The following is a 21,383-nucleotide window of genomic DNA, read 5'->3' as shown; positions in this document are numbered from 1 at the left end:
TATCGGTAAAAGAAAATACTTCAAACAGAATTTCTCTTAACCTACCTTCGTCGTGATTTAACCATAACCCCAAAACTATTAACTCAAAAATCGATTTAGAATAAAAAAATGAAAAATTAAAGCTTACTGCTAAAAAACCAATCTTAATTTATACTTTAATGAGAAATTGTACTCTGTTGCTACTTATGTTAGTAGTAATCTCTAGTTGCTCAGATGAGTTGGCATCCCTTTCAGGATCTATATCTTCTGATCAAAACCAAATTTTAGAAACAGTCAATGTTTCGACAGCCATAAAGTCCCCTATTCAATCAAGAGACTATTCCTTTTATAGTCAAGGAAAAACGGGAATTTTTGAAAATCCAAAAAACACGAAACAATTTAGCGGTTTTGTTTCCTTAAAATATACTGATAATAATTCAGCTACCTATAAAAACACAGACATAGAAGTTACTTGGAAAAGCAGTATTGATGGAATTCTTTTTAGAGGCTCACCAGATGTTGATTTTGAAAGTAACATCTCAAAAAAGTTGAGTGTAGGAGTTCATACTATTTACTTTGAAGCCTTTTTAAAAGATAAAAAAATCATATCAAAAGATTCTATAACACTTTCTAACACTATTCAGTTAATAGCAAAAAATACGAGCCGATCAGTAAAATTAAATTGGACAAAATATGAGGGTAATGACTTTATTTCATATCAGATTTTCAGCGAAAAATTTGAACCAATAGCAGAAATAAATGATATAAACACCTTAAAATTAGAGTATAAAAATTTCGAATCTTTCATTGATGAAAAAAATTATCAAATTATCGTTAAAACAAAAAAACTCACAAAGCATATCGTCGGTAGTAATATTGAAAGAGCACATCCTGGAGAATTCATAGTATTTCCATATTATATTAGAAAAATTATTAAAGACCCAAATAGACCGCAATTATATGCACTAATCGGACACCCAAATTACGAATCTGACAATTATGGACTTGTTATAATTAATCAAACAAAAGACACTTTTCATATTTCTTCTCACATATTAAAGCAATCATTTTTTACTGATCTTGAAGTCTCTAAAAATAGTAGCACCCTGTTTTTATCTGAAAATAAAAAAATAATAAAACTTAACTTAGACAATCTTCAACCCTCTACTTTAATGACTTCTAATGATAATTGGAATATCAATAAAATAAGGCTTGGCTCTGGTGGAAAATTACTTTATTATAGTAATTCAAATAGCAGACCAGGATCAAAATTCACAATATTAGACAACAATACAGGCTCGCTTATAATGGAGTCAATTGTAAGTCCATTAACATTTTCAGACATCATTTACAATTCAAAAAGTAATACGATTTACGCAGGAAAAAACAATTCTTACAATAGCCAATTATACCCTTATTCTTACAATAACAATTTAATTAAACTAATTGAACAACCTTTGAGCAAGTCAATAAAACCTGATGAATCTCCTGAGCTTTTCTTTTCAACTGATAATCAAAATATTTTTTGGAAGAATTATCAGTTAAATGGCGATCTTAACATATTAAGAACTTTTGATACCCCTGTTAGAGCTTGCAGTCCTTCAAACAGGTTCTTAGCAAACTATGATAAAGTTTTTGATTACCATGGTTTGTTCACCCATTTCGAATTTCCAAGTTTTCTTAAAGCTGACCCTGACCTTAAAACACTTTTGATTTTTCCCGATGATAATAATGTGATTTATTGTAACGTTAAACAGTCGAATTGGAAAAATAGCGAAGATAAATATTACAAAGCTCAATCATTTATATTTAATTTTAGAATAGGCAAATCAAATATTTAAAACAAAAATATTTCTCGAAACATTTTTATTGAGTGAATTATGCGTACCTTATAAATAACTGATATTGTTCCAGAAGTTTCATTCTCATGAGAAGGCTTTTATTTATAACTACATGTTTATTAATATTTGGAAATGCGTTTAGTCAAATTGGAAGACAAAAGACAACCATTTATAAAGGAGATATTTATTTTTATGGTGGCATAGCAATTTCATCTGAAAACAGAAATTTAAGTAGCATAAATAGATATCCCGAAAGCAAAATATTTGGGTACAATATAGCTACAAAATTAGGCTATTTTATACATGATAATTTATCTATTGGTATTGGAATGCGTATAACCCATAATAATAGTGAAAATTTTAATGGTAATAATACCACCTATAGCAGTGAATACAATTCGGAAAGCTTATTTTTATTCGTCAAAAAACTTTTAACTGTAAATAATAGGTTTTTACTCTCTGTTCAAACCGAATTAATCGATACCAATGTTTCTCAAAAAACAAAAAACAATAATGAACAACAAAATAACTCAAATACTTCATACATTAAGTCTAATATTTTTGAAATAGGATTAAGACCTGGGATTTCTTTATTTATATCCGAAAATATTGCTTTTGAAGCTAGTTTTGGTTTTTTAAGTTTTTATTCTGTTGCTACAGTTTCAAGTGATCTAAACAAAGAAACATTATCAAGCAACATAAACTTTAACTTTAATTCTGAAAACTTAATCTTTGGTTTAGCTATTTTTCTATGAAAAAAACTCTCATATAACCCATAAAAAATTATTTTAAACATTCATATACCGCAAACTTTTCATTCTGATTTAAAATTTGAACTTTAGAAAAAATTTTAATTAAGTGTGTTTTATAATTTAAGTGTTTATTTGCCACAACGACAAACCTTCCTCCATTCTTTAAACAGGAAAAAACCATTTTAAATAATGAGAGGCTAACTTCTATGTTATTTTCATGTTCAAAATGAAAAGGTGGATTGGAAATAATAATATCAAAATTACTTCCCTTTAGACTTTCAATAGTATCTGCATAAATAAAATTGGATTTTATATTTACTGCATTGATCTTTGAAGATGCTATAGCCAGCGAAAAATCATCTACAAATGTAATAATGGTATCTGGATTTTGATCAGCAATAACGCACCCGATAACACCATTCCCACATGCCAAATCAAGAACATTTATTTCATTTTTTCTAAGCGATAAGTGCTTTAATAAAAACTGTGTCCCTAAGTCAATTCCACTAGATGAAAAAACACCGTAATATTGAAAAAACTGCTTTTCTTTAAATAAAATCGAATTCATCATTTTTTTTGAAAGAATTTCCTTCTTAGGAGATTTGAGAATCATCAAGCGTGCTTTTTTCCATGCTTTGGTTTGCTCTACTATATTAAAATACAAGCTAGCAATAGTTACCATCTTTTTTGTAAAATATTTTGTCATAAAACAGCATATCACCTCCGTATTTTCATTTGCATCTTTACATATATTATGTAAAAACAACTCAAAAAGCTCTAAAGACTTAGGAATCTTAATCAATGCAAGATCAATATCTATATATTTATCCAAAGGGTTCACAAAATTCGGATCAAAATTAAGAGAATTTAAATCCATATTTTTAAGTATTGCCTTTTGCTGGCTTGCATAAGTAACAACAGTTTTAATATCGCGCTGTTTTAAAACGCAGTTCCATACTCCAAAGCGATCATTAAATGTATAAACTTTTTGAGAAGGATAATCCTTTATATATTCAAGTAACATTAACTCCGCATTACTCCAAGCTCGTAAACTAGCGTCGTTTGTTTTCGGATAACGTTCTAAAATAACTTCCTCTTGATAAATTTCTAAAACCAATGATTTTTTTAATTAATATTGAATTAAAGTTTTGTTTTTAATTGTAATATATATCTTCGTAATTTATGATTTCCTTCCCTTCAACTCTCTTAAAAATATTTTTGGATTCTATACTAGAGATAGAATCTTTACCCATTGCGGCAACCATCTCTTTAACAGCTACAATTGTTTTTTCATGATAATTTTTAACTCTTTGATTTTTATCATATACAACAAGAGCTTCAACCAAGTCTTCGTCTTGTGTAGCTACACCAACAGGGCACGTATCCAAATTACACTCACGAGCCTGAATACATCCTAAACTTAACATAAAACTCCTAGCCATTCCTATAACATCAGCTCCAAGTGCCAAATATTTAACCACATCAAAAGCATCAACAGCCTTCCCACTTGCAATAATTTTAACTTGATCTCTTAAATTATACTTTATCAATGTTTTATGTATAAAAACAAGACCATCAATTAATGGCGTTCCTATATAATTTGTAAACTCTAAAGGAGCAGAACCTGTACCGCCTTCCCCTCCATCAACTGCAATAAAATCAGGATAATTATTAAAATCGGAAAACTGTTTAATCATTGTTTCTATTTCTTCTGTATCACCAACACAAAGTTTAATCCCAACAGGCTTTCCATTACTAAGATCACGTACCTTTTGTATGAAACATATCATTTCTTCAAAATTCGAGAAAGAAGAATGAATCGGAGGTGAATCTACCCTTGTAAAAGGTTCAACCGATCTAATTTCCGCTATTTCTTCTGTATTTTTTTTTGCTGGTAAAATACCTCCATGCCCAGGCTTTGCCCCCTGTGAGAATTTTATTTCAATCATCTTCACTTCGGGTCTGACTGCATTATTTTTAAAAATTTCTTCATCAAAAACTCTAATACCTCCCTCTGTTTTACCCGCACCAAAATACCCTGTTCCTATTTGAAATATTAAGTCTCCTCCTTGTAGATGGTATGGAGAGATCCCTCCTTCTCCTGTATTATGTGCAAATCCTCCCATTTTTGCTCCTTGATTTAACGCCATAATAGCATTTTTACTTAAGGATCCAAATGACATTGCCGAAATATTAATTATAGATGCATTGTATTTATGAATGCATTTATCCGACCCTATCAAAACACGTTCTCCTTTTATATTTTTATAGTTGTCAGGAAACAATGAATGCTTAATAAATTCATATCCTTTTCCGTAAACATTGTGTTGAGTTCCAAATGGCACTGTCTCTATTTCTTTTTTTGACCTTTGATATACAATACTTCTTTTCTCTCGGTTGATTGGCGTTCCATTTAAATCATCTTCTATAAAGTATTGTTGAATTTTTTCTCTTTCTTCTTCAAAAACCCAGCGAAGTCTAGCTATAATCGGAAATGATCTCATTAACGAATGTTTTTTTTGAATAAAGGCATCAAAAAGTGCTAAAAGTGTTAAGCAGGTTGAGATAATTAATAATATAAAACTTCCCGTTTCTGGTTTAAAAAAAGTCAATACTGCACTCAAAGCATTAATTATAAGCACAATAGCTAAAATGGTATCTCTCATAATAACAGGTTACAAAATCTAAAAATACTAAGTTCTATTACACAAAAAAAGCCCTGATTAACTCAGAGCTTTGATTTTGTGTAAAATCCAAATTACTTTTTGAATTTAGCATATTTGTTTTTGAACTTATCAATACGACCAGCTGTATCTACTAATTTAGATTTACCAGTATAAAATGGATGAGAAGTTCTTGAAATTTCTAATTTGATTAAAGGGTATTCTACGCCTTCAACTTCCAAAGTTTCTTTTGTATTAGCAGTAGATTTTGTAATGAATACATCTCCGTTTGACATATCTTTAAATGCAACGAGCCTATAATTTTCTGGATGTATACCTTTTTTCATTTTTTTGTAACTTTAAATTTTTTATTGAACTTACTAAAAGGTGGTAAATCTTTTAGTTTATTCAAAAGACCAAAAACCTGCAATGGCTATTTTGAGTTTGCAAATTTAATTCTTTTTTTTAATATCCAAACAATAAATTGTTTTAATTTGTAGTGCAAAATTAAATTTGAAAATAAATCATCAAACTATCATGAACATCAGTAATCACCTTATTTTTATTTGCTTAGTTCTAGGACTATGTGTGTCTTGCAGTGATAATAATTATAAATTCAAACTAAATACTACCCAAAAAACTACACTGGGAGAAAAGGCAAACATAAAGTTTGAACAATTAACAGGTAACAAAATTGATTCTGTTCAAATTTATGTTAATCGCAATCGTGTAAATACAAACGAAAGTTCAATTACTATAAATACCATAGACTTTGGTGTTGGAAAACATTTGGTTACTGCTATCGCTTTTTATCCCAATAAAACTAAAAAACTCAATAATTCTATTGAAATTTTCGCTCCAAAATCTCCAAAATTATATTCTTTTAAAATAAAAAATACATTTCCACATGATTCAAAAGCCTATACACAAGGGCTAGAATATCATAATGGATTTCTTTACGAAACAACAGGAAGAAGAGGAAAATCTAGCTTAAGAAAAGTAGAAATTAAAACAGGTAAAGTTTTACAAAAAAAGGATCTAGAAAAGAAATATTTCGGTGAAGGAATGACCATTTATGATGATAAAATATACTGGCTTACTTGGCAAGCTCGTAAAGGTTTTATTTATAATCTAGAAACTTTTGAAAGGCTAGGAAGTTTTAGCTATGACAAAAGTAATGAAGGTTGGGGATTAACGCATAACAAGACAGAATTAATAAAATCAGATGGCACCAACAAAATATGGTTCTTAGACCCTAAAGATCAAAAAGAAAAGAGAAGCATACAAGTATACACAAATAAAAAAGCTATTAAACGACTTAATGAATTAGAGTTAATCAATGGCAAAATATATGCAAATTACTGGCAAAAACCACTAATCGCTGAAATAAACTCAAACGATGGAACGGTAGAAGGTATTATTAACCTAACTGACTTAGTTAAAACTGTAAAGAAAACGCAAAACATAGTTGATGAAGATGAAGTTTTGAATGGAATAGCTTTCGATAAAGAAAATGACAGGCTCTTTGTAACAGGAAAGCACTGGAACAAGTTATTTGAAATAGAAATAGTTAAACAATAATTCACGATATAATAGGTTATTAAAAATGGCTATAATTTTCTTCTAGTATTTTCATGAGATCAGGTATATTATTTTTTGGGGTTATTTTAATTTTATTTTCTATCGGTTCTTGTAGAAAAGATTTTGAAGTTAAACCAAACCAAGGAAAACTCGAATTTTCAAAGGACACTGTTTTTTTAGATACCATTTTCAGTAATATTGGTTCTTCAACTTACAACCTAAAAGTATACAACAGAAGTAACAATGATCTAACCATTCCGAAAATAAAACTCAAAAATGGAGTTAGCTCTAACTATCGTCTGAATGTAGACGGTATACCGGGTAAGGAATTCGATAACATAGATATATTAGCCAAAGATAGTATATACATATTTATAGAAACAACAATTGATCACGCTTCTCTATCAGATCCTCTTTATACAGACAAACTGTTATTTGATAATGGTGATAAGGAACAAATAGTTGACTTAGTAACATTGGTTAAAGATGCCCATTTTATTTATCCAGATAAAAATGGCTTGCAAATAGAAACCTTAGTTATCAATGGAGAAAAAACTGATATCCAAGGACGATTTCTAAAAGATTCAGAGCTTATTTTCACTGCAGAAAAACCCTATATAATATATGGTTATGCGGCCATTCCTTCAGGTAAAACATTAACCATTGAAGAAGGCACTAATATTCATTTTCATGAAAACTCAGGACTTGTAGTTGATCGTAATGCACAAGTAAAAGCTAATGGTTCGATAGATAAAAAAATCATTTTTCAAGGAGATCGTTTAGAGCATCGGTTTGATGATGTTCCAAGCCAATGGGGTACTATCTGGATAAGATCTGGTAGTATAAATAATCAATTTAGTAACGTACTAATAAAAAATGCGGTTGTTGGAACCTTAGTCGAAGGCTTTTCTCCTACACCATCGCTTACTATTCAAAATTGTGAAATCTATGATTCAGGAGCCTATGGGCTTTTTGCTAGAAATTCAAACATTATCGCCAATAATTTGGTAATAGGAGATGCTGGACAGTCTTCTCTTGCCTGTACACATGGAGGCAAGTATAATTTTACACATGCGACTTTTGCCAATAATTGGTCACAAGGATTACGAGAATTGCCTGCCGTGATTATAAACAATCATTTTACTTATACAAATGACGACGGTGTAGAAGTAACTGAAATAAGAGATTTGATGGAAGCAAACTTTACCAACTCGATTATTGATGGAAATAGTAATATTGAACTTGTACTAGACAAATTACAAACAAGTCTTTTTAATTATAATTTTAAAAATTGCTTAATTCAGTTCAACGATATCAACGATAATTATGACGATATTGAAGAACTAAACTTCAACAATAATGTTCATTACCAAAATAATATATTAAATGGCAACCCTGCATTCAAAAATATTAATAAAAATAAATTTTCTATTTTAAAAGATAGTGATGCTATTAATAAAGGAACTAGATCTAGTATATCTGAAGATATTGTGGGAAATTCAAGAAATACACGCATTGATATAGGAGCTTTTCAGTTTGTAGAAGAATAACTTCAAACATAAAATACATTTTCTTCTTTAGGTTAATGCTCCGAAAAAGCCTTAAAACTTTTCTACAAACAAGAATGTATCAGATCACTACACGTATGTGTATAATCTCTCTATAATTTATATTAAGAACATTCTCAAGAGAGATTTGTTGATAGAAATACTTAAAAAAATTATTTAAAAATAATTGTTTAAGTATAAAAAACTGTTTAAACAATTTGCTCAATAATTTTCGATCAACTCAATTTATAAAAAACATTTATGTTAATTTTTATTAACATCTACAAACAGTAATAATAGTGCATACTTTAACGTTTTATTTGCTTTTTTTGAACTTTCAAGTTCTTTTTCCTGTTAAAAAATTGTTTCTTTAAGATTTATTTAAGAATTTAGCCAATAATTAATTCAAATAGTTATATAAATGAGAACAAAATTTAACGGAATTTTAACGCTGTTTCTAGCGTTGGCTGTGCAGATATCGTTTGCACAAGACCGTACTATCACGGGTACAGTTTCTGATGAATCCGGACCTTTACCAGGGGTTTCAGTTCTAAAAAAAGGAACATCAACGGGAACTGAAACTGATTTTGACGGAAATTATTCTATCAAAGCGAAAACAGGAGATGTCCTTATTTTTAGTTTCGTAGGGATGAAAAATATTGAAAAAACAGTCGCCAATTCAAACCAGGTTAATGTTTTGATGGAAAATGACAATTTATTAGATGAAATCGTTGTTGTTGGATATGGTGAACAAACAGAGAAGAAAATTATTCAAAATGTATCTATTGTAAAAGAGAAAGATATAGAGGATCTTCAAGTGACCTCTGCTGATCAATTACTTCAAGGACAAGCCTCTGGAGTGCAGTTGGTAAACTCTTCGGGCGTTTTAGGTGCTGCCTCTGTAATTAGAGTAAGGGGTATCAGCACTATTAGTGCTGGAAGTCAGCCACTAATTGTTATTGATGGAATGCCAATAACGGATACAGATAATACAAGTGATAATGGTGGGAATACTGGTGCAAATCCTTTGTCGTATATTGACCCAAATGACATCGGTACTTTTACCGTTTTAAAAGATGCGGCAGCAACTAGTATTTATGGGTCTAGAGGTGCAAATGGTGTAATTTTAATTACTACAAAAAAAGGAAGAAAAAACACAGATGCTAAAATAACTGTAGACGTAAGTACTCAAATAACTGAAGCAACTGACACGCCCAATATACTTTCCGCTGACCAATGGAGAACATTCAGAACTGACGTTCACAACATACAAGAAGGAACAAATCTTAATCCAGAAGATTTAGGTCATGGTGCACTCGGTGACCCTGGAACAGACTGGCTAAACGGTGTTCAAAAAATTGGTTATACCCAAAGATACTCTTTAAGCGCAAGAGGAGGAAGTGAAAAAAATTCATATTTTTTCGGACTAAATTATCAAGATGCAGAAGGTTTTATTATTGGAAACGACCAAGAAAGAATTGGCGCAAGAGTTAATTTAGACATGGACGCTAAGAGCTGGTTAAAATTGGGGGTAAACATGGGGGTTACTCATACAACTCTGAACAGAATAGCTGTTGAAAATTCAATTAACGCACCTTTTACAACAGGTTTTTTACAGAACCCGACAAAGTTGGCATATGATAATGAAGGAAATTTCTTGCAATCAGGCACTTTCATTCCGAATATTTTTGCGCGTGTTGATTTAAATGAAAACGTTTTGAAAACCTTTAGAATAATCGGAAACACCTTCGCTGAGGTTAAATTATTTCCTAATCTAAAATATAGATCTGAATTTGGAATAGATGTCTTAAGACTGGAAGAATTTGGAAGACAAGCGGAATTCAATGCTCCCGGAGCAGACGGTAAACCAGGAGGAAGTGCCCAACAACTTTTAGTTAATGAAGATAGATGGTTGACAAATCAAACGTTAAATTATAGTACAGTTTTCGCTAATGACCATAATTTAAACATTACTGCAGGTTTAACTTATGAAGAGACATTGCGTACCAGATCTAATATTTCTGGTACAGAATTTATATCTGATGACATTAGAAACCTAGGTGCAGCTAATCAAGAAAATGTAAGTTTTGTAAGGGGTGAAGGTGACCGTGATGCGAATAGATTATATGGTTTATTCTCAAGACTTTCTTATGATTATAAAGGCAAGTATTTAGTAGAAGGATCTTTCAGGCGTGATGGTTCTTCTAGATTTGGAAGAAATAATAGATTTGGTAACTTTTGGTCTGTCTCAGGAGGTTGGGTTATTTCACAAGAAGAATTCATGAACAATAGTTTCTTTAATTACTTATCGTTAAGAGGTAGTTATGGTATTGTGGGTAATGATAGAATTGGTTATCTACCTGCCTTAGGCTTATTTTCAGGTGGATCAGAAGGAAATTATAATAGTCAATCTGGTATTATTCCAAGTCAACCAGAGAATCCTGATCTAAAGTGGGAAGAAAGCGCTACTTTTGATATTGGAATCAAATCTAGATTTTTAAATAATAAAATATCGTTAAATGCTAATTACTTTATCAAGAAAACAAATGATCTTTTATTGAGTGTCCCATTACCTCCTCAAACAGGGTATAATACTGTAACAGCTAATGTGGGGGCGATGGAAAATTCGGGATTCGAATTTGATTTATCATCAACCAATATTTCAACCGATAATTTTGAATGGAAAACTAGTCTTAATATATCATTTATAGACAATAAAATAACTGAACTATTTGATCAAGCAGCCACAGATAATGAAGGCAGAAAAATACTCGACAATGGTAATCAAAGAGCTATTGTAGGAGAATCTCTAAACAACTTCTTCTTAATTAGATATTCGGGAATTAACCCAGAAACAGGTGATGCTGAATGGCTAGATATAGACGGCAATAAAACGACAACCCCTAATTCAAATGATCGTGTTGTAGTAGGTAATCCTCTACCTGATTTTTCTGGAGGTATCACAAATACATTTAGATATAATAATTTTGATCTTTCATTTTTAATGAACTATTCTTACGGTAATAAAATAATGATTAACGGTCTGCGATTTATTGATGGTTTTAATGCTATTGGCGGAATTGGTAATGTTAGAGAACAAAATTTAAATTTTTGGAGGAATCCTGGTGATGATGCTTTTTTACCAAGCCCTTCAAGCTCTACTGCTGATAGTTATGCCCAAACATCTACATTACAACTAAAAGATGGATCCTATTTAAGACTAAAAAACATAACACTTGGCTACAATATATCCAATGATATTTTAGGAACCTCGAAATTCTTTACAAGTGCAAGGTTATATGCAACTGCAACGAACTTATTTACTATCAAATCTAGTGAATTAAAAGGTATTGACCCTGAAGTAACTGATGATATCGACCCAAGATTTCAAGGTGAGTCTTTTTTTACTGCGCCACAAGCCAAATCGTATTCAATTGGATTAACATTGACTTTTTAAAAAATCAAATATGAAGAAAATAATAAAATTATATAAAGTTTCTTTCATTGCACTATTACTATCAATAAGTGCGTGTAATGATAATTTAGATTTAAAACCAGAAGATAGTATCGAACAAAGTGTTGTTCTTACAAGTCCAAACCTAATAAAAGGTGCAGTGACAGGAATATACAGTAAGCTACAAGATTCGGATATTTATGGACAACCACAAATGGTTGCTGAATTTATGGCTGACAATGTAGACTTTGTTGGAAGTTTCCCTTCTTTAAGAGATATAAGAGATTACCAAACACTTGCTACCAATAGATCAATAGATGGGTATTGGATAGATACATTTGAAAACATAGCAGCAACTAATTTTATTATAACAAATTTCCCTGCTATTTCTAGTAATTTAATCACGGAAGCTGAAAAGAGATCCTATATTGCACAAGCAAAATTTATAAGAGCTCTTTCAAATTTTGAATTAGTTAATTTATTTGCGCAACCTTATCAATTTTCTAGTGGTACAAATCTTGGTATACCCCTAGTTTTTGAATTCTTCAAAGGTGATATAAGTCCATTTCAAAAGGAGAGGTCAACTTTGAATGAAGTTCATAATCAGATTGAGAGTGACTTGAACGATGCTATAGCTAATTTACCTAATGGAAGTAATGGTTCAGCTTCTAAAGGAGCTGCTCAGGCTCTCTTAGCTAGATTATATCTTTATAGAGAACAATGGAGTAATGCCGCTAATTTAGCTAACGAAGTAATACAATCTGGTCAGTACAGTTTGTCTAGTAATTATGACTTTTACAATGATAAAAGTGAAAATCCAGAACACATATTTACTGTTATAAATTCGAGCGCTGATCCTATTGTAGGAAGTGGCTCTACAGCTTTTTATAACGCAGCTCCTTTAGGAAGAGGTGATGCCCCATTTTCTCAAAACCTTATAGATGCATTCAATGATGAGGCTGGAGATTTGAGGTTTTCTGACCTCTCTGTTGCTGCAGCGGATGCTGGGGGTAATAACACATTTTTCACTACAAAATATTCTGATGGTACAAATGCGGCATCTTTATCTCCCGTTTTAAGAATAACAGAAATGTATTTAATCAGAGCTGAAGCAAACCTAAATGCTGGATCAAGTATTGGTGACACACCTCTAAATGATATTAATCGTTTAAGATCACGAGCTGGTTTACCTGCTTTAGCTTCTGTAAATATTGATCAGATTCTTACAGAACGAAGAAAAGAACTTTGTTTCGAAGGACATAGACGTATGGATTTATTAAGAAATAATAGAAACTTGAGACCCGATAATGGGGTAGAATCAGCTCCAGGTGCTGATAAAGTTATACTACCAATACCTGATGATGAAATGAATTTGAACCCGAATATTACTCAAAGCCCAGGTAGTTTCTAAAAAATATACAGATTTTTAAAAACCTTTAGATAATATCTAAAGGTTTTTCTTTTTTAATATACCTTTGCTACTATGCAAGAAAACACAATTATTTTTGGACTTAGAGCCATAATAGAAGCCATTGAAAGTGGTTCTTCTTTAAACAAAATTTATTTACAAAAAGGCTTAAGAGGTGATCTTTATTACCAGCTAGAAAAACTAGTTAAGAAAAATAAAATTTCTACTAGCATTGTTCCAACAGAAAAATTGGATCGCTTATCAAAACATAACAATCATCAAGGTGCTGTTGCTAAGATTTCTCCAGTAGACTTTAGTGACCTTGACACTCTAATTAATGATACTTTAAAAAATAATAGTACGCCTTTGTTCCTTCTTTTAGATCAAGTATCTGATGTACGCAATTTTGGAGCAATTATAAGAACGGCTGAATGTACAGGAGTTAATGGTATTATTATAGCTAAAGGAGGTAGTGCTCCAGTTAATGCTGAAACCATCAAAACTTCTGCAGGAGCTGCATTTAAAGTACCTATTTGCAAAGTTGATCATATAAAAGATGCTGTTTTTCATTTAAAATCTGCCGATATAAAACTTGTTGCAGCTACCGAAAAAACTGATGAAATTCTTTATGATGTCAACTTAAATCAACCAATTGCTATTATAATGGGATCTGAACATAAAGGAGTAAGCAATGCTGTTTTAAAGCTATCTGACTACAAGGTAAAACTACCACTATTAGGAGACATTGAGTCTCTAAACGTATCAGTTGCTTGTGGTGCTATTTTATATGAAACCATAAGACAGCGTTCTTTATAAAACAGAAAGTTTGAATGTATATTGATTTTCTCTAAAGAAATACGACACCTTCTTTATCTTTTTGATGTAGTCCTTAAAACGCAAAATTTAAATATATATTATTAACGAACACATTAAAAAATCACTGTTTGAAAAATAAGTTGTCATTTTGTTTTGAATAAAAAGATTTCTTGTCATAAATTAACATAATTTTTATATTTCATTGTATTAAAATTGTTTAATTAACATATTTTTAGGAATTTAGTGGCTAATTAATTCAAACATCACTTTAATGAAAACAATGTGTAATAAATTTTTAACACTGTTCCTTGTGTTAATTGTGCAAACTATCTTTGCTCAAGTTAGAACAATAACAGGAACAGTTTCTGATGAATCAGGCCCTCTACCGGGTGTCTCAATACTTATCAAAGGCTCTACCAAAGGTACCGAGACAGATTTTGATGGAAACTATTCAATCAAAGCTAAATCTGGAGATATTCTAACATTTAGTTTCGTTGGAACCAAACAAGTTTCAAAAACAGTTGGAACTAAAAATCGGATAGATGTTTTATTAGAAAACGATAACCTACTTAGTGAAGTGGTAGTTGTGGCTTATGGTACACAATCTAAAAATTCACTTACTGGATCTGTAAGTGTCATCAACCAAGAACAAGTTGAAAACGCAACCTTTTCTAACCCTGTAAAAAGCTTAGAGGGTATGGTTTCAGGATTGAGAGTTATTCAAGCTGATGGTAATCCAGGAGCAGATCCAATAATAAGAATAAGAGGATTCAATTCTATTTCTGCTGATAGCTCTCCTCTTATTGTTTTAGATGGGATTCCATATTCGGGCAGTCTTAGTAGCATAAATCCTAAGGATATTGAATCTACAACCGTATTAAAAGATGCTTCTTCAACATCTTTATACGGTAATAAAGCTGCTAACGGGGTTTTAATGATTACTACTAAAAAAGGAAAAAAAAATCAATTAAATATTAGTATCGATAGTAGAATTGGATTTACTCAAAGGGGAGCTAAAGAGTATAATATTATTACATCACCTGGAAAATTTTATGAAACTTACCACAGTGTTTTAGCTAACTCTGAGTTTTACAAGCAAAATAATGACGGAACTCCCATAACTTTAGAGGAAGCTAATCAATACGCCTCTGACAACCTCATCACTAAATTAGGAAATTACAATCTTTATAACGTTGATGACGATCAACTAGTAAACCCCTTAACAGGGAAATTGAACAGTGCTGCTGTTTTACAAGTAAACGATAAGTGGGAAGATGCTTTATTTAGAGATGCTGCCACATTTCACTCAAATAACATTAGTTTATCAGGAGGTTCTAACGATGTTACTTACTACCTATCTTTGGGAACTGAAACTAATAACGGTTATTCAGTAAGAAGTAATTTCAAAAGACATTCTGCTCGCTTAAAAGCTACGTCTGCAAAAATATTTGATGCTGTCACACTTAGTGGAGATGTTGCCTATGCAAGATCGTCTAGTCAAGCAATTCCATCTACGCTTGATGCAAATGGTGTACCAACTACATTCTTCTCTAATACTTTTCAATGGACACGAAGAATTGCTCCCATATATCCCGTTTTCCAATACGATAAAGATTGGAATCCTATTTTTGATCCTAATACGCCTAGTGGTTTAGCATACGATTTTGGAACTCCTCAAATATTTTCTGACGGATCAAGTAGAGGTTCAAGACAATATGCTGTTGGAGAACATCCCTTGGCCGTAATTGAAAATACTATTGAAACAAATAAGAGAGATAATTTTAATGGTGGAATGAGTGCTCAAATTGATCTACCTTTTGATATTAAATTTAAATATGTCATGAACTACTTATCAGAAGGGAATCAAGGCACTGATTTTACAAAGCCTGGTGCTGGAGCATTCGCTAAGGCTCAAAATGGACTTTTGACAAATAATAGAAATAGTCGTACGACCTTTACTAATCAGCAATTATTAACTTGGGTAAAAAAATTGGGAGATCATAACTTTGATATCCTACTGGGACATGAGACTTATGAAGAAAAATTTACTACTTTAGCGCTATCAAAAAGAAATATAATTGGTGATTTCAGTCCAATTTTAGATAATACATCAGTGTATTCTTCTGCAAGTAATTATAATACAAAATATTTAACAGAAGGTTATTTTTCAAGATTTATTTACGGATTAAATAATACTTACTATCTAAATCTAACAGGACGTTATGATGCTTCTTCAGTATTCCATCCAGATGAACGATGGGGATTCTTTTGGTCAGCAGGAGCTTCGTGGGTTATGAGTAATGAACATTTTTTAAGAGATTCTAAAACTATTAACTTCTCTAAACTATCTCTAAATTATGGTACTACAGGAAATGATAGATTATTTTATCCAAATACTTCTACAAGAAATCTTGTCGCATATGAAAATCAATACAGTATCGATGAAAGTAATGGAGCCTTAACACAACAATTATATACCATTGGAAGTAAAGATATAACATGGGAAGAATCGGCAAGTTTTGACGTAACATATGAAATAGGTTTATTCAACAAATTAAATTTGTCTTTAGGGTATTTCAGAAAACAGACCGATAATCTTCTATTCAATGTTCCCATACCTTTATCTACTGGACAACCCTCAAAGCCTCAAAATGCAGGAACCATGATCAATAGTGGTCTAGAGGCTGAATTGTCATGGAATATAATCGATAAAGAGCATTTTAAACTTAATTTTAATGCTAATGCTTCTACTCTAAACAATGAAATTACAAAACTACCAAACGGAACAGCAATTCAAGTCGGAAATTTTAGAAGAGAAGAAGGAAAGAGCCTTTTTGAATACTATATGGTAGAATTTGCAGGAGTAAATCCTGACAACGGTAATGCTCAATATTATACAGTAGACCAAACATCTGGAGAAAGAATTGTTACTGAAGATTATGCTAACGCTGCTGAATTTGGAAGAACCTATCTAAATAAGGAAGCCATTCCAGACTTTACAGGCGGGTTTGGTACTAACATTCAATTGGGTGATGTTTCTCTGGGAATGCAATTTGCATATCAATTTGGAGGTTATGGTTATGATAGAGAATACATCTCATTACTATCTTCTACCTCTAATATTACTAATATCGTTGATTATGATAAAACATGGACATTAAATAACCCTAAAGCAGAATTGCCTAGAGTTGATCCTCTTAGAATAGATCAATACCAGGTATCTAGCCTTTATCTTGTTGATCTTAGCTATTTGAGTTTAAGTAATATTAATTTATCTTATACTCTTGATAAGAAGTATTTAAAAAAACTACACATCGATAACGTTAGACTTTATGGGACTATTAATAATGCTTTTTTACTTTATAGTGCTAGACAAGGATATGACCCGCGTTTAAACTCAACTGGACGTTCATCTGCAGAATACGGTGCTAACAGAACCGTTGCTTTAGGTGTTAATATCAACTTAAAATAAACTAATTATGAAAAAATTTAAAATACTTTATATTAATACTTTCCTAAAAATATTATCAATATTTTTAATAACCTCTTTTTTTACCTCCTGTGCTGATTTTGATCAAGACTTTTCAGATGAACGATACCTTACAGACTCTCATTATCAGGATATTGCAGCAACCGGAGGCACACAAGGTATTAAGGCTATCGATTCAGGAATTTTATCATACTTAAGAGACGGAGAGGATGGTACAATCGAATTCGGTTTAAAGGCTGTAGATTTAGGAATGGATATGAGAAGCAACGATATTGACATGAGTGTAAGTACCCATTTCGGATTATTCAATAACTATGATAATGTTATTTTAACTAATCGTAATAATGAATTTATGTGGGAATTCTTTTACAAAATAATCAACAATGCTAATTTCGTAATTAACTCGATAGGTAATAATCCTACTGAAGAGCAAATAATTTTTAGATCTAAGTCACATACTTACCGAGCCATTGCATATTTTTATTTATTAAGAATATATCAACACACCAAAGCTTCTGATGCTACCGAAGCGATTCCTATCGACTTTGGTAACTTTGTAGGACAACCAAAATCTACGGTATTAGAAGTTAAATCTCAAATACTGGATGACCTAACAATAGCTTATGATGGTTTAAAAAACTATACTAGAGCGTCAAAAGAGGAAATTGACGGAAATGTTGTTGCTGCCTATTTAGCTAGGTATCATCTGACTTATGAAAATTGGGCTGAAGCAGAGCTCTATGCCAATATTGCCATGCAAGCAGGAAGTATTAGCAACGATGTAATGCATGGATTTGATGAACTTAATTTATCAGAAGCTATATGGGGAGCTATTGTAACAAATCAAACTTCCGAAATATATGCATCATTTTTTTCACATGCAAGTCAAATAAATGATGGATATAGTGGTTGGAATCACTTTAAAACAGTGAATTCAAATCTTTATGACATGATACCAGATTCAGATAAGAGAAAAGCCTGGTTTGCAGATAAACAATATAGTGACGGTGTTGTCATTGTACCTGGTACTTGGTCTCATTACAACATTACTCCTAAATATACTAGCTTGAAATTTATTGCTCACCCTGGACCTGGTCAGTTCATAGGTGATTATATTTATCTAAGAAATACAGAATTTTACTTAACAAAAGCTGAAGCCCAAGCAAAGCAGGGAAAAAATACTGAAGCACAGCAAACTTTATTTGAGTTAAACTCAGTTAGAGATCCAAATTATACTATTTCTACAAAAACAGGACAAGATTTAATTGATGAAATTTTGTTGTATCGTAGAATTGAACTTTGGGGAGATGGGCTTGCTTCTTTTGATATGGCTAGAAATGGGGTAGGATTAAACAGAAAAGATGGTAGAACCAATCTAGTAATGCCTGGTGCAGATCTTGTAATTCCTGCTATGGATCCTAAAATGATTTTTCAAATTCCTCAAAAAGAAATCGACGCTAACCCTAATTTCTAATTCGAAAGGAATAATACTTTAAAAAAACCAGGAAAATATTTCCTGGTTTTTTTAAATATTTTAGAGATTATAATTATATTTTAAAAAATAACAGATTCAGCAATGCTGTTTTAAAGTTATCCGACTACAAGGTAAAACAGCCATTATTAGGAGAAATTGAGACACTAAACGTATCTGTTGCTTGTGGCGCTATTTTATATGAAACCCTAAGACAACGATCACTATAAAAAAAGAAGATTTAGATATCTTCTGAATCTTCTTTATAAATATATTTATAAGTTATTGTCTGGACACTATTGATCTCTTCTTCATTCTCATCCAATTCAACTGGTGGTATATAATTTCCATTTTCATCAAACATATCATCAAACCCATTCTTAGAAAACACAAATTTCTCTTTAACAACTCCTTTTTTTCTATAAATAAAAGCAAAAATCACCCCAACTATAAAACCTGACAAATGTCCTTCCCATGAAATCCCTTCTTTTATCGGAAATACATACCAAATCATACTTCCATATAAAAATATCACTACTAAGGATACAGCGACAAGTCTAAAATGTCGTTTGATAATACCACTAAAAAATATGAAGCTAAACAGCAAATAAACAATCCCACTGGCTCCAATATGATTAGATTCTCTACCTATTAGCCAAGTTAAAAAACCTGTTAAAAGACCTCCATAAATAAAAATTTTAACAGCCACTTCTTTATAAAAATACAAAGTTAAACTTGCCAATACAAAAAGAGGAACAGAATTATTGAATAGATGACTAACCCCGCTATGAATAAAAGGAGAAAACAATACTCCCCTGAGACCTTTAAATGATCTAGGATACACGCCATACTTATTGAAATTAAATCCAAATTTGATTTCAAACCAGTAAATGGTCCAAATTATTAAAACAAATACTATAGGAACTATAATTATTTTTTCTAAAGACTTTAATTCATTTTTCTCACTCATAATCATTTATTATCAAAAACACAACCAATTAATTTATTCTGAAAATTTGTCAGATCATTAAGAATAAAATTAGTCAAAATAATTAGTAACTTTGAATTAACTCATACACTTTAAAATGAATCAACCCCTAGCTGAAAGAATACGACCAAAATCTTTACAAGATTATATAAGTCAACAGCATTTAGTTGGCCCCAATGGTATTTTAACGAATCACATTAAACAAGGTATTATTCCTTCCTTAATTTTATGGGGTCCTCCAGGAATTGGTAAAACAACATTGGCAAATATTATTGCTAAAGAGTCTGAACGTCCATTTTTTACACTCAGCGCTATTAGTTCAGGTGTAAAAGATGTAAGAGAAGTTATTGAAAAAGCTAAAAAAAGCAATGGTTTATTTACACAAAAAAACCCGATACTTTTTATTGATGAAATTCACCGTTTTAGTAAATCGCAACAAGACTCACTTCTCGGAGCTGTTGAAAGAGGCTGGATTACATTAATCGGTGCAACAACCGAAAACCCAAGCTTTGAAGTCATTCCCGCCCTATTATCTAGATGCCAAGTTTATATTCTGAACTCATTTGACAAAAATGACCTAATTATGTTATTGAATAGAGCACTAGAAAAAGATGAAATCATATCAAAGAAAACAATTGTACTAAAAGAAACGGAAGCTTTGTTGAGAGTATCAGGAGGGGATGCCAGAAAACTATTAAATACCTTTGATTTACTCGTTGGTGCAGAGGATGAGATTACCATAACAAATGAACTTGTTTTAAAGAAGATTCAAAAATCACCAGCAAGATATGATAAAACAGGGGAGCAACATTATGATATTATTTCTGCCTTTATAAAATCAATAAGGGGAAGTGATCCAAACGCAGCTGTATATTGGTTAGCTAGAATGCTTGAGGGAGGAGAAGACGTCAAATTTATTGCTAGAAGACTATTAATTCTCGCTTCTGAAGATATCGGTAATGCAAACCCAACGGCTTTGATATTAGCTAATAATACATTTCAAGCTGTATCAGTAATAGGAAACCCTGAATCTAGAATTATACTGAGTCAATGTACCGTATATTTAGCTAATTCGGCAAAAAGTAATTCTTCATACACAGCTATTAATGATGCTCAACAATTGGTTAAAGCATCTGGCGACCTATCTGTTCCATTACACTTGAGAAATGCTCCAACTAAATTAATGAGTGATTTAAACTACGGTAAAGATTACTTATATGCCCACAACCATCCTGAAAACTTTATAGAACAAGAATTTATGCCAGAAGAAATAAAAAACACGAAGTTGTATGAGCCAAGTAATAATGCACGTGAGACTCAGTTTAGAAATACTTTAAAAAAACGTTGGAAAGACAAATATGATTATTAGGGATTTCACTAAATAAATTTATTT

Annotated in this window: 14 protein-coding genes and 1 pseudogene; 11 read left to right on the top strand and 4 right to left on the bottom strand. The window is 31.4% G+C overall.

Translation table 11 applies throughout. The features are described 5' to 3' along the window. Positions 1-185: 185 nt before the first annotated feature. Both AC2GW8_RS13745 and AC2GW8_RS13740 read left to right on the top strand, forming a co-directional pair. Positions 186-1,820 (top strand): hypothetical protein, encoded by a 1,635-nt coding sequence (locus AC2GW8_RS13745; protein ID WP_440880444.1) that lies wholly within the window; start codon positions 186-188, stop codon positions 1,818-1,820. Positions 1,821-1,906: 86 nt separating this feature from the next. Then, positions 1,907-2,575, top strand: coding sequence for a hypothetical protein (locus AC2GW8_RS13740; RefSeq protein WP_440880443.1), 669 nt, complete (start codon positions 1,907-1,909; stop codon positions 2,573-2,575). A 28-nt stretch (positions 2,576-2,603) separates the two neighbouring features. Here AC2GW8_RS13740 and AC2GW8_RS13735 read toward each other — a convergent pair whose 3' ends face one another. The 3 genes from AC2GW8_RS13735 to AC2GW8_RS13725 all read right to left on the bottom strand — a co-directional run bounded on the left by AC2GW8_RS13735 (position 2,604) and on the right by AC2GW8_RS13725 (position 5,582). Continuing rightward, entirely contained in the window at positions 2,604-3,689 is a 1,086-nt protein-coding gene (locus AC2GW8_RS13735) for a class I SAM-dependent methyltransferase (protein ID WP_440880442.1), read from the bottom strand. A gap of 37 nt (positions 3,690-3,726) precedes the next feature. Beyond that, positions 3,727-5,238: an FMN-binding glutamate synthase family protein gene (locus AC2GW8_RS13730; RefSeq protein ID WP_440880441.1), complete on the bottom strand. Its 1,512-nt coding sequence runs from the start codon at positions 5,236-5,238 to the stop codon at positions 3,727-3,729. A gap of 92 nt (positions 5,239-5,330) precedes the next feature. Beyond that, entirely contained in the window at positions 5,331-5,582 is a 252-nt protein-coding gene (locus AC2GW8_RS13725; protein ID WP_440880440.1) for a type B 50S ribosomal protein L31, read from the bottom strand. Positions 5,583-5,772: 190 nt separating this feature from the next. Here AC2GW8_RS13725 and AC2GW8_RS13720 point away from each other — a divergent pair, with 190 nt between their 5' ends. From AC2GW8_RS13720 to AC2GW8_RS13685, 8 genes and pseudogenes are all read left to right on the top strand, one after another. Further along, positions 5,773-6,816, top strand: a complete 1,044-nt coding sequence (locus tag AC2GW8_RS13720; protein WP_440880439.1) for a glutaminyl-peptide cyclotransferase — start codon at positions 5,773-5,775, stop codon at positions 6,814-6,816. A 53-nt stretch (positions 6,817-6,869) separates the two neighbouring features. After that, a complete protein-coding gene (locus AC2GW8_RS13715; protein ID WP_440880438.1) occupies positions 6,870-8,366 on the top strand; it encodes a right-handed parallel beta-helix repeat-containing protein in 1,497 nt (498 codons plus the stop codon). A gap of 418 nt (positions 8,367-8,784) precedes the next feature. Continuing rightward, positions 8,785-11,820, top strand: coding sequence for a SusC/RagA family TonB-linked outer membrane protein (locus tag AC2GW8_RS13710; RefSeq protein WP_440880437.1), 3,036 nt, complete (start codon positions 8,785-8,787; stop codon positions 11,818-11,820). A 10-nt stretch (positions 11,821-11,830) separates the two neighbouring features. Further along, complete coding sequence (locus AC2GW8_RS13705; RefSeq protein WP_440880436.1) at positions 11,831-13,228, top strand: RagB/SusD family nutrient uptake outer membrane protein; 1,398 nt, start codon at positions 11,831-11,833, stop codon at positions 13,226-13,228. Between the two features lie 72 nt (positions 13,229-13,300). Continuing rightward, entirely contained in the window at positions 13,301-14,041 is a 741-nt protein-coding gene (gene rlmB, locus AC2GW8_RS13700) for a 23S rRNA (guanosine(2251)-2'-O)-methyltransferase RlmB (protein ID WP_440880435.1), read from the top strand. 319 nt (positions 14,042-14,360) lie between these two features. Beyond that, positions 14,361-17,513, top strand: a complete 3,153-nt coding sequence (locus tag AC2GW8_RS13695; protein ID WP_440880434.1) for a SusC/RagA family TonB-linked outer membrane protein — start codon at positions 14,361-14,363, stop codon at positions 17,511-17,513. A 7-nt stretch (positions 17,514-17,520) separates the two neighbouring features. Further along, positions 17,521-19,005 (top strand): RagB/SusD family nutrient uptake outer membrane protein, encoded by a 1,485-nt coding sequence (locus AC2GW8_RS13690; RefSeq protein WP_440880433.1) that lies wholly within the window; start codon positions 17,521-17,523, stop codon positions 19,003-19,005. Between the two features lie 104 nt (positions 19,006-19,109). Then, positions 19,110-19,232, top strand: a pseudogene (locus tag AC2GW8_RS13685) (23S rRNA (guanosine(2251)-2'-O)-methyltransferase RlmB); the annotation flags it as partial. 11 nt (positions 19,233-19,243) lie between these two features. On the opposite strand, the gene AC2GW8_RS13680 reads toward AC2GW8_RS13685, so the two are convergent. Continuing rightward, complete coding sequence (locus tag AC2GW8_RS13680; RefSeq protein WP_440880432.1) at positions 19,244-19,972, bottom strand: rhomboid family intramembrane serine protease; 729 nt, start codon at positions 19,970-19,972, stop codon at positions 19,244-19,246. Positions 19,973-20,087: 115 nt separating this feature from the next. Between AC2GW8_RS13680 and AC2GW8_RS13675 the strand changes: the two genes are divergently transcribed. Next, complete coding sequence (locus tag AC2GW8_RS13675; protein WP_440880431.1) at positions 20,088-21,359, top strand: replication-associated recombination protein A; 1,272 nt, start codon at positions 20,088-20,090, stop codon at positions 21,357-21,359. The last annotated feature ends 24 nt before the right edge of the window (positions 21,360-21,383 follow it).

This window comes from Tenacibaculum profundi (assembly GCF_057162725.1).
This window is presented reverse-complemented; position numbering and strand designations above follow the sequence as displayed.

Coding starts and splice junctions, on each gene's coding strand:
- AC2GW8_RS13745 (WP_440880444.1), top strand. CDS start 186: ATGTTAGTAGTAATCTCTAGTTGCTCAGATGAGTTGGCATCCCTTTCA.
- AC2GW8_RS13740 (WP_440880443.1), top strand. CDS start 1,907: ATGAGAAGGCTTTTATTTATAACTACATGTTTATTAATATTTGGAAAT.
- AC2GW8_RS13730 (WP_440880441.1), bottom strand. CDS start 5,238: ATGAGAGATACCATTTTAGCTATTGTGCTTATAATTAATGCTTTGAGT.
- AC2GW8_RS13725 (WP_440880440.1), bottom strand. CDS start 5,582: ATGAAAAAAGGTATACATCCAGAAAATTATAGGCTCGTTGCATTTAAA.
- AC2GW8_RS13720 (WP_440880439.1), top strand. CDS start 5,773: ATGAACATCAGTAATCACCTTATTTTTATTTGCTTAGTTCTAGGACTA.
- AC2GW8_RS13715 (WP_440880438.1), top strand. CDS start 6,870: ATGAGATCAGGTATATTATTTTTTGGGGTTATTTTAATTTTATTTTCT.
- AC2GW8_RS13710 (WP_440880437.1), top strand. CDS start 8,785: ATGAGAACAAAATTTAACGGAATTTTAACGCTGTTTCTAGCGTTGGCT.
- AC2GW8_RS13705 (WP_440880436.1), top strand. CDS start 11,831: ATGAAGAAAATAATAAAATTATATAAAGTTTCTTTCATTGCACTATTA.
- rlmB (WP_440880435.1), top strand. CDS start 13,301: ATGCAAGAAAACACAATTATTTTTGGACTTAGAGCCATAATAGAAGCC.
- AC2GW8_RS13690 (WP_440880433.1), top strand. CDS start 17,521: ATGAAAAAATTTAAAATACTTTATATTAATACTTTCCTAAAAATATTA.
- AC2GW8_RS13680 (WP_440880432.1), bottom strand. CDS start 19,972: ATGAGTGAGAAAAATGAATTAAAGTCTTTAGAAAAAATAATTATAGTT.
- AC2GW8_RS13675 (WP_440880431.1), top strand. CDS start 20,088: ATGAATCAACCCCTAGCTGAAAGAATACGACCAAAATCTTTACAAGAT.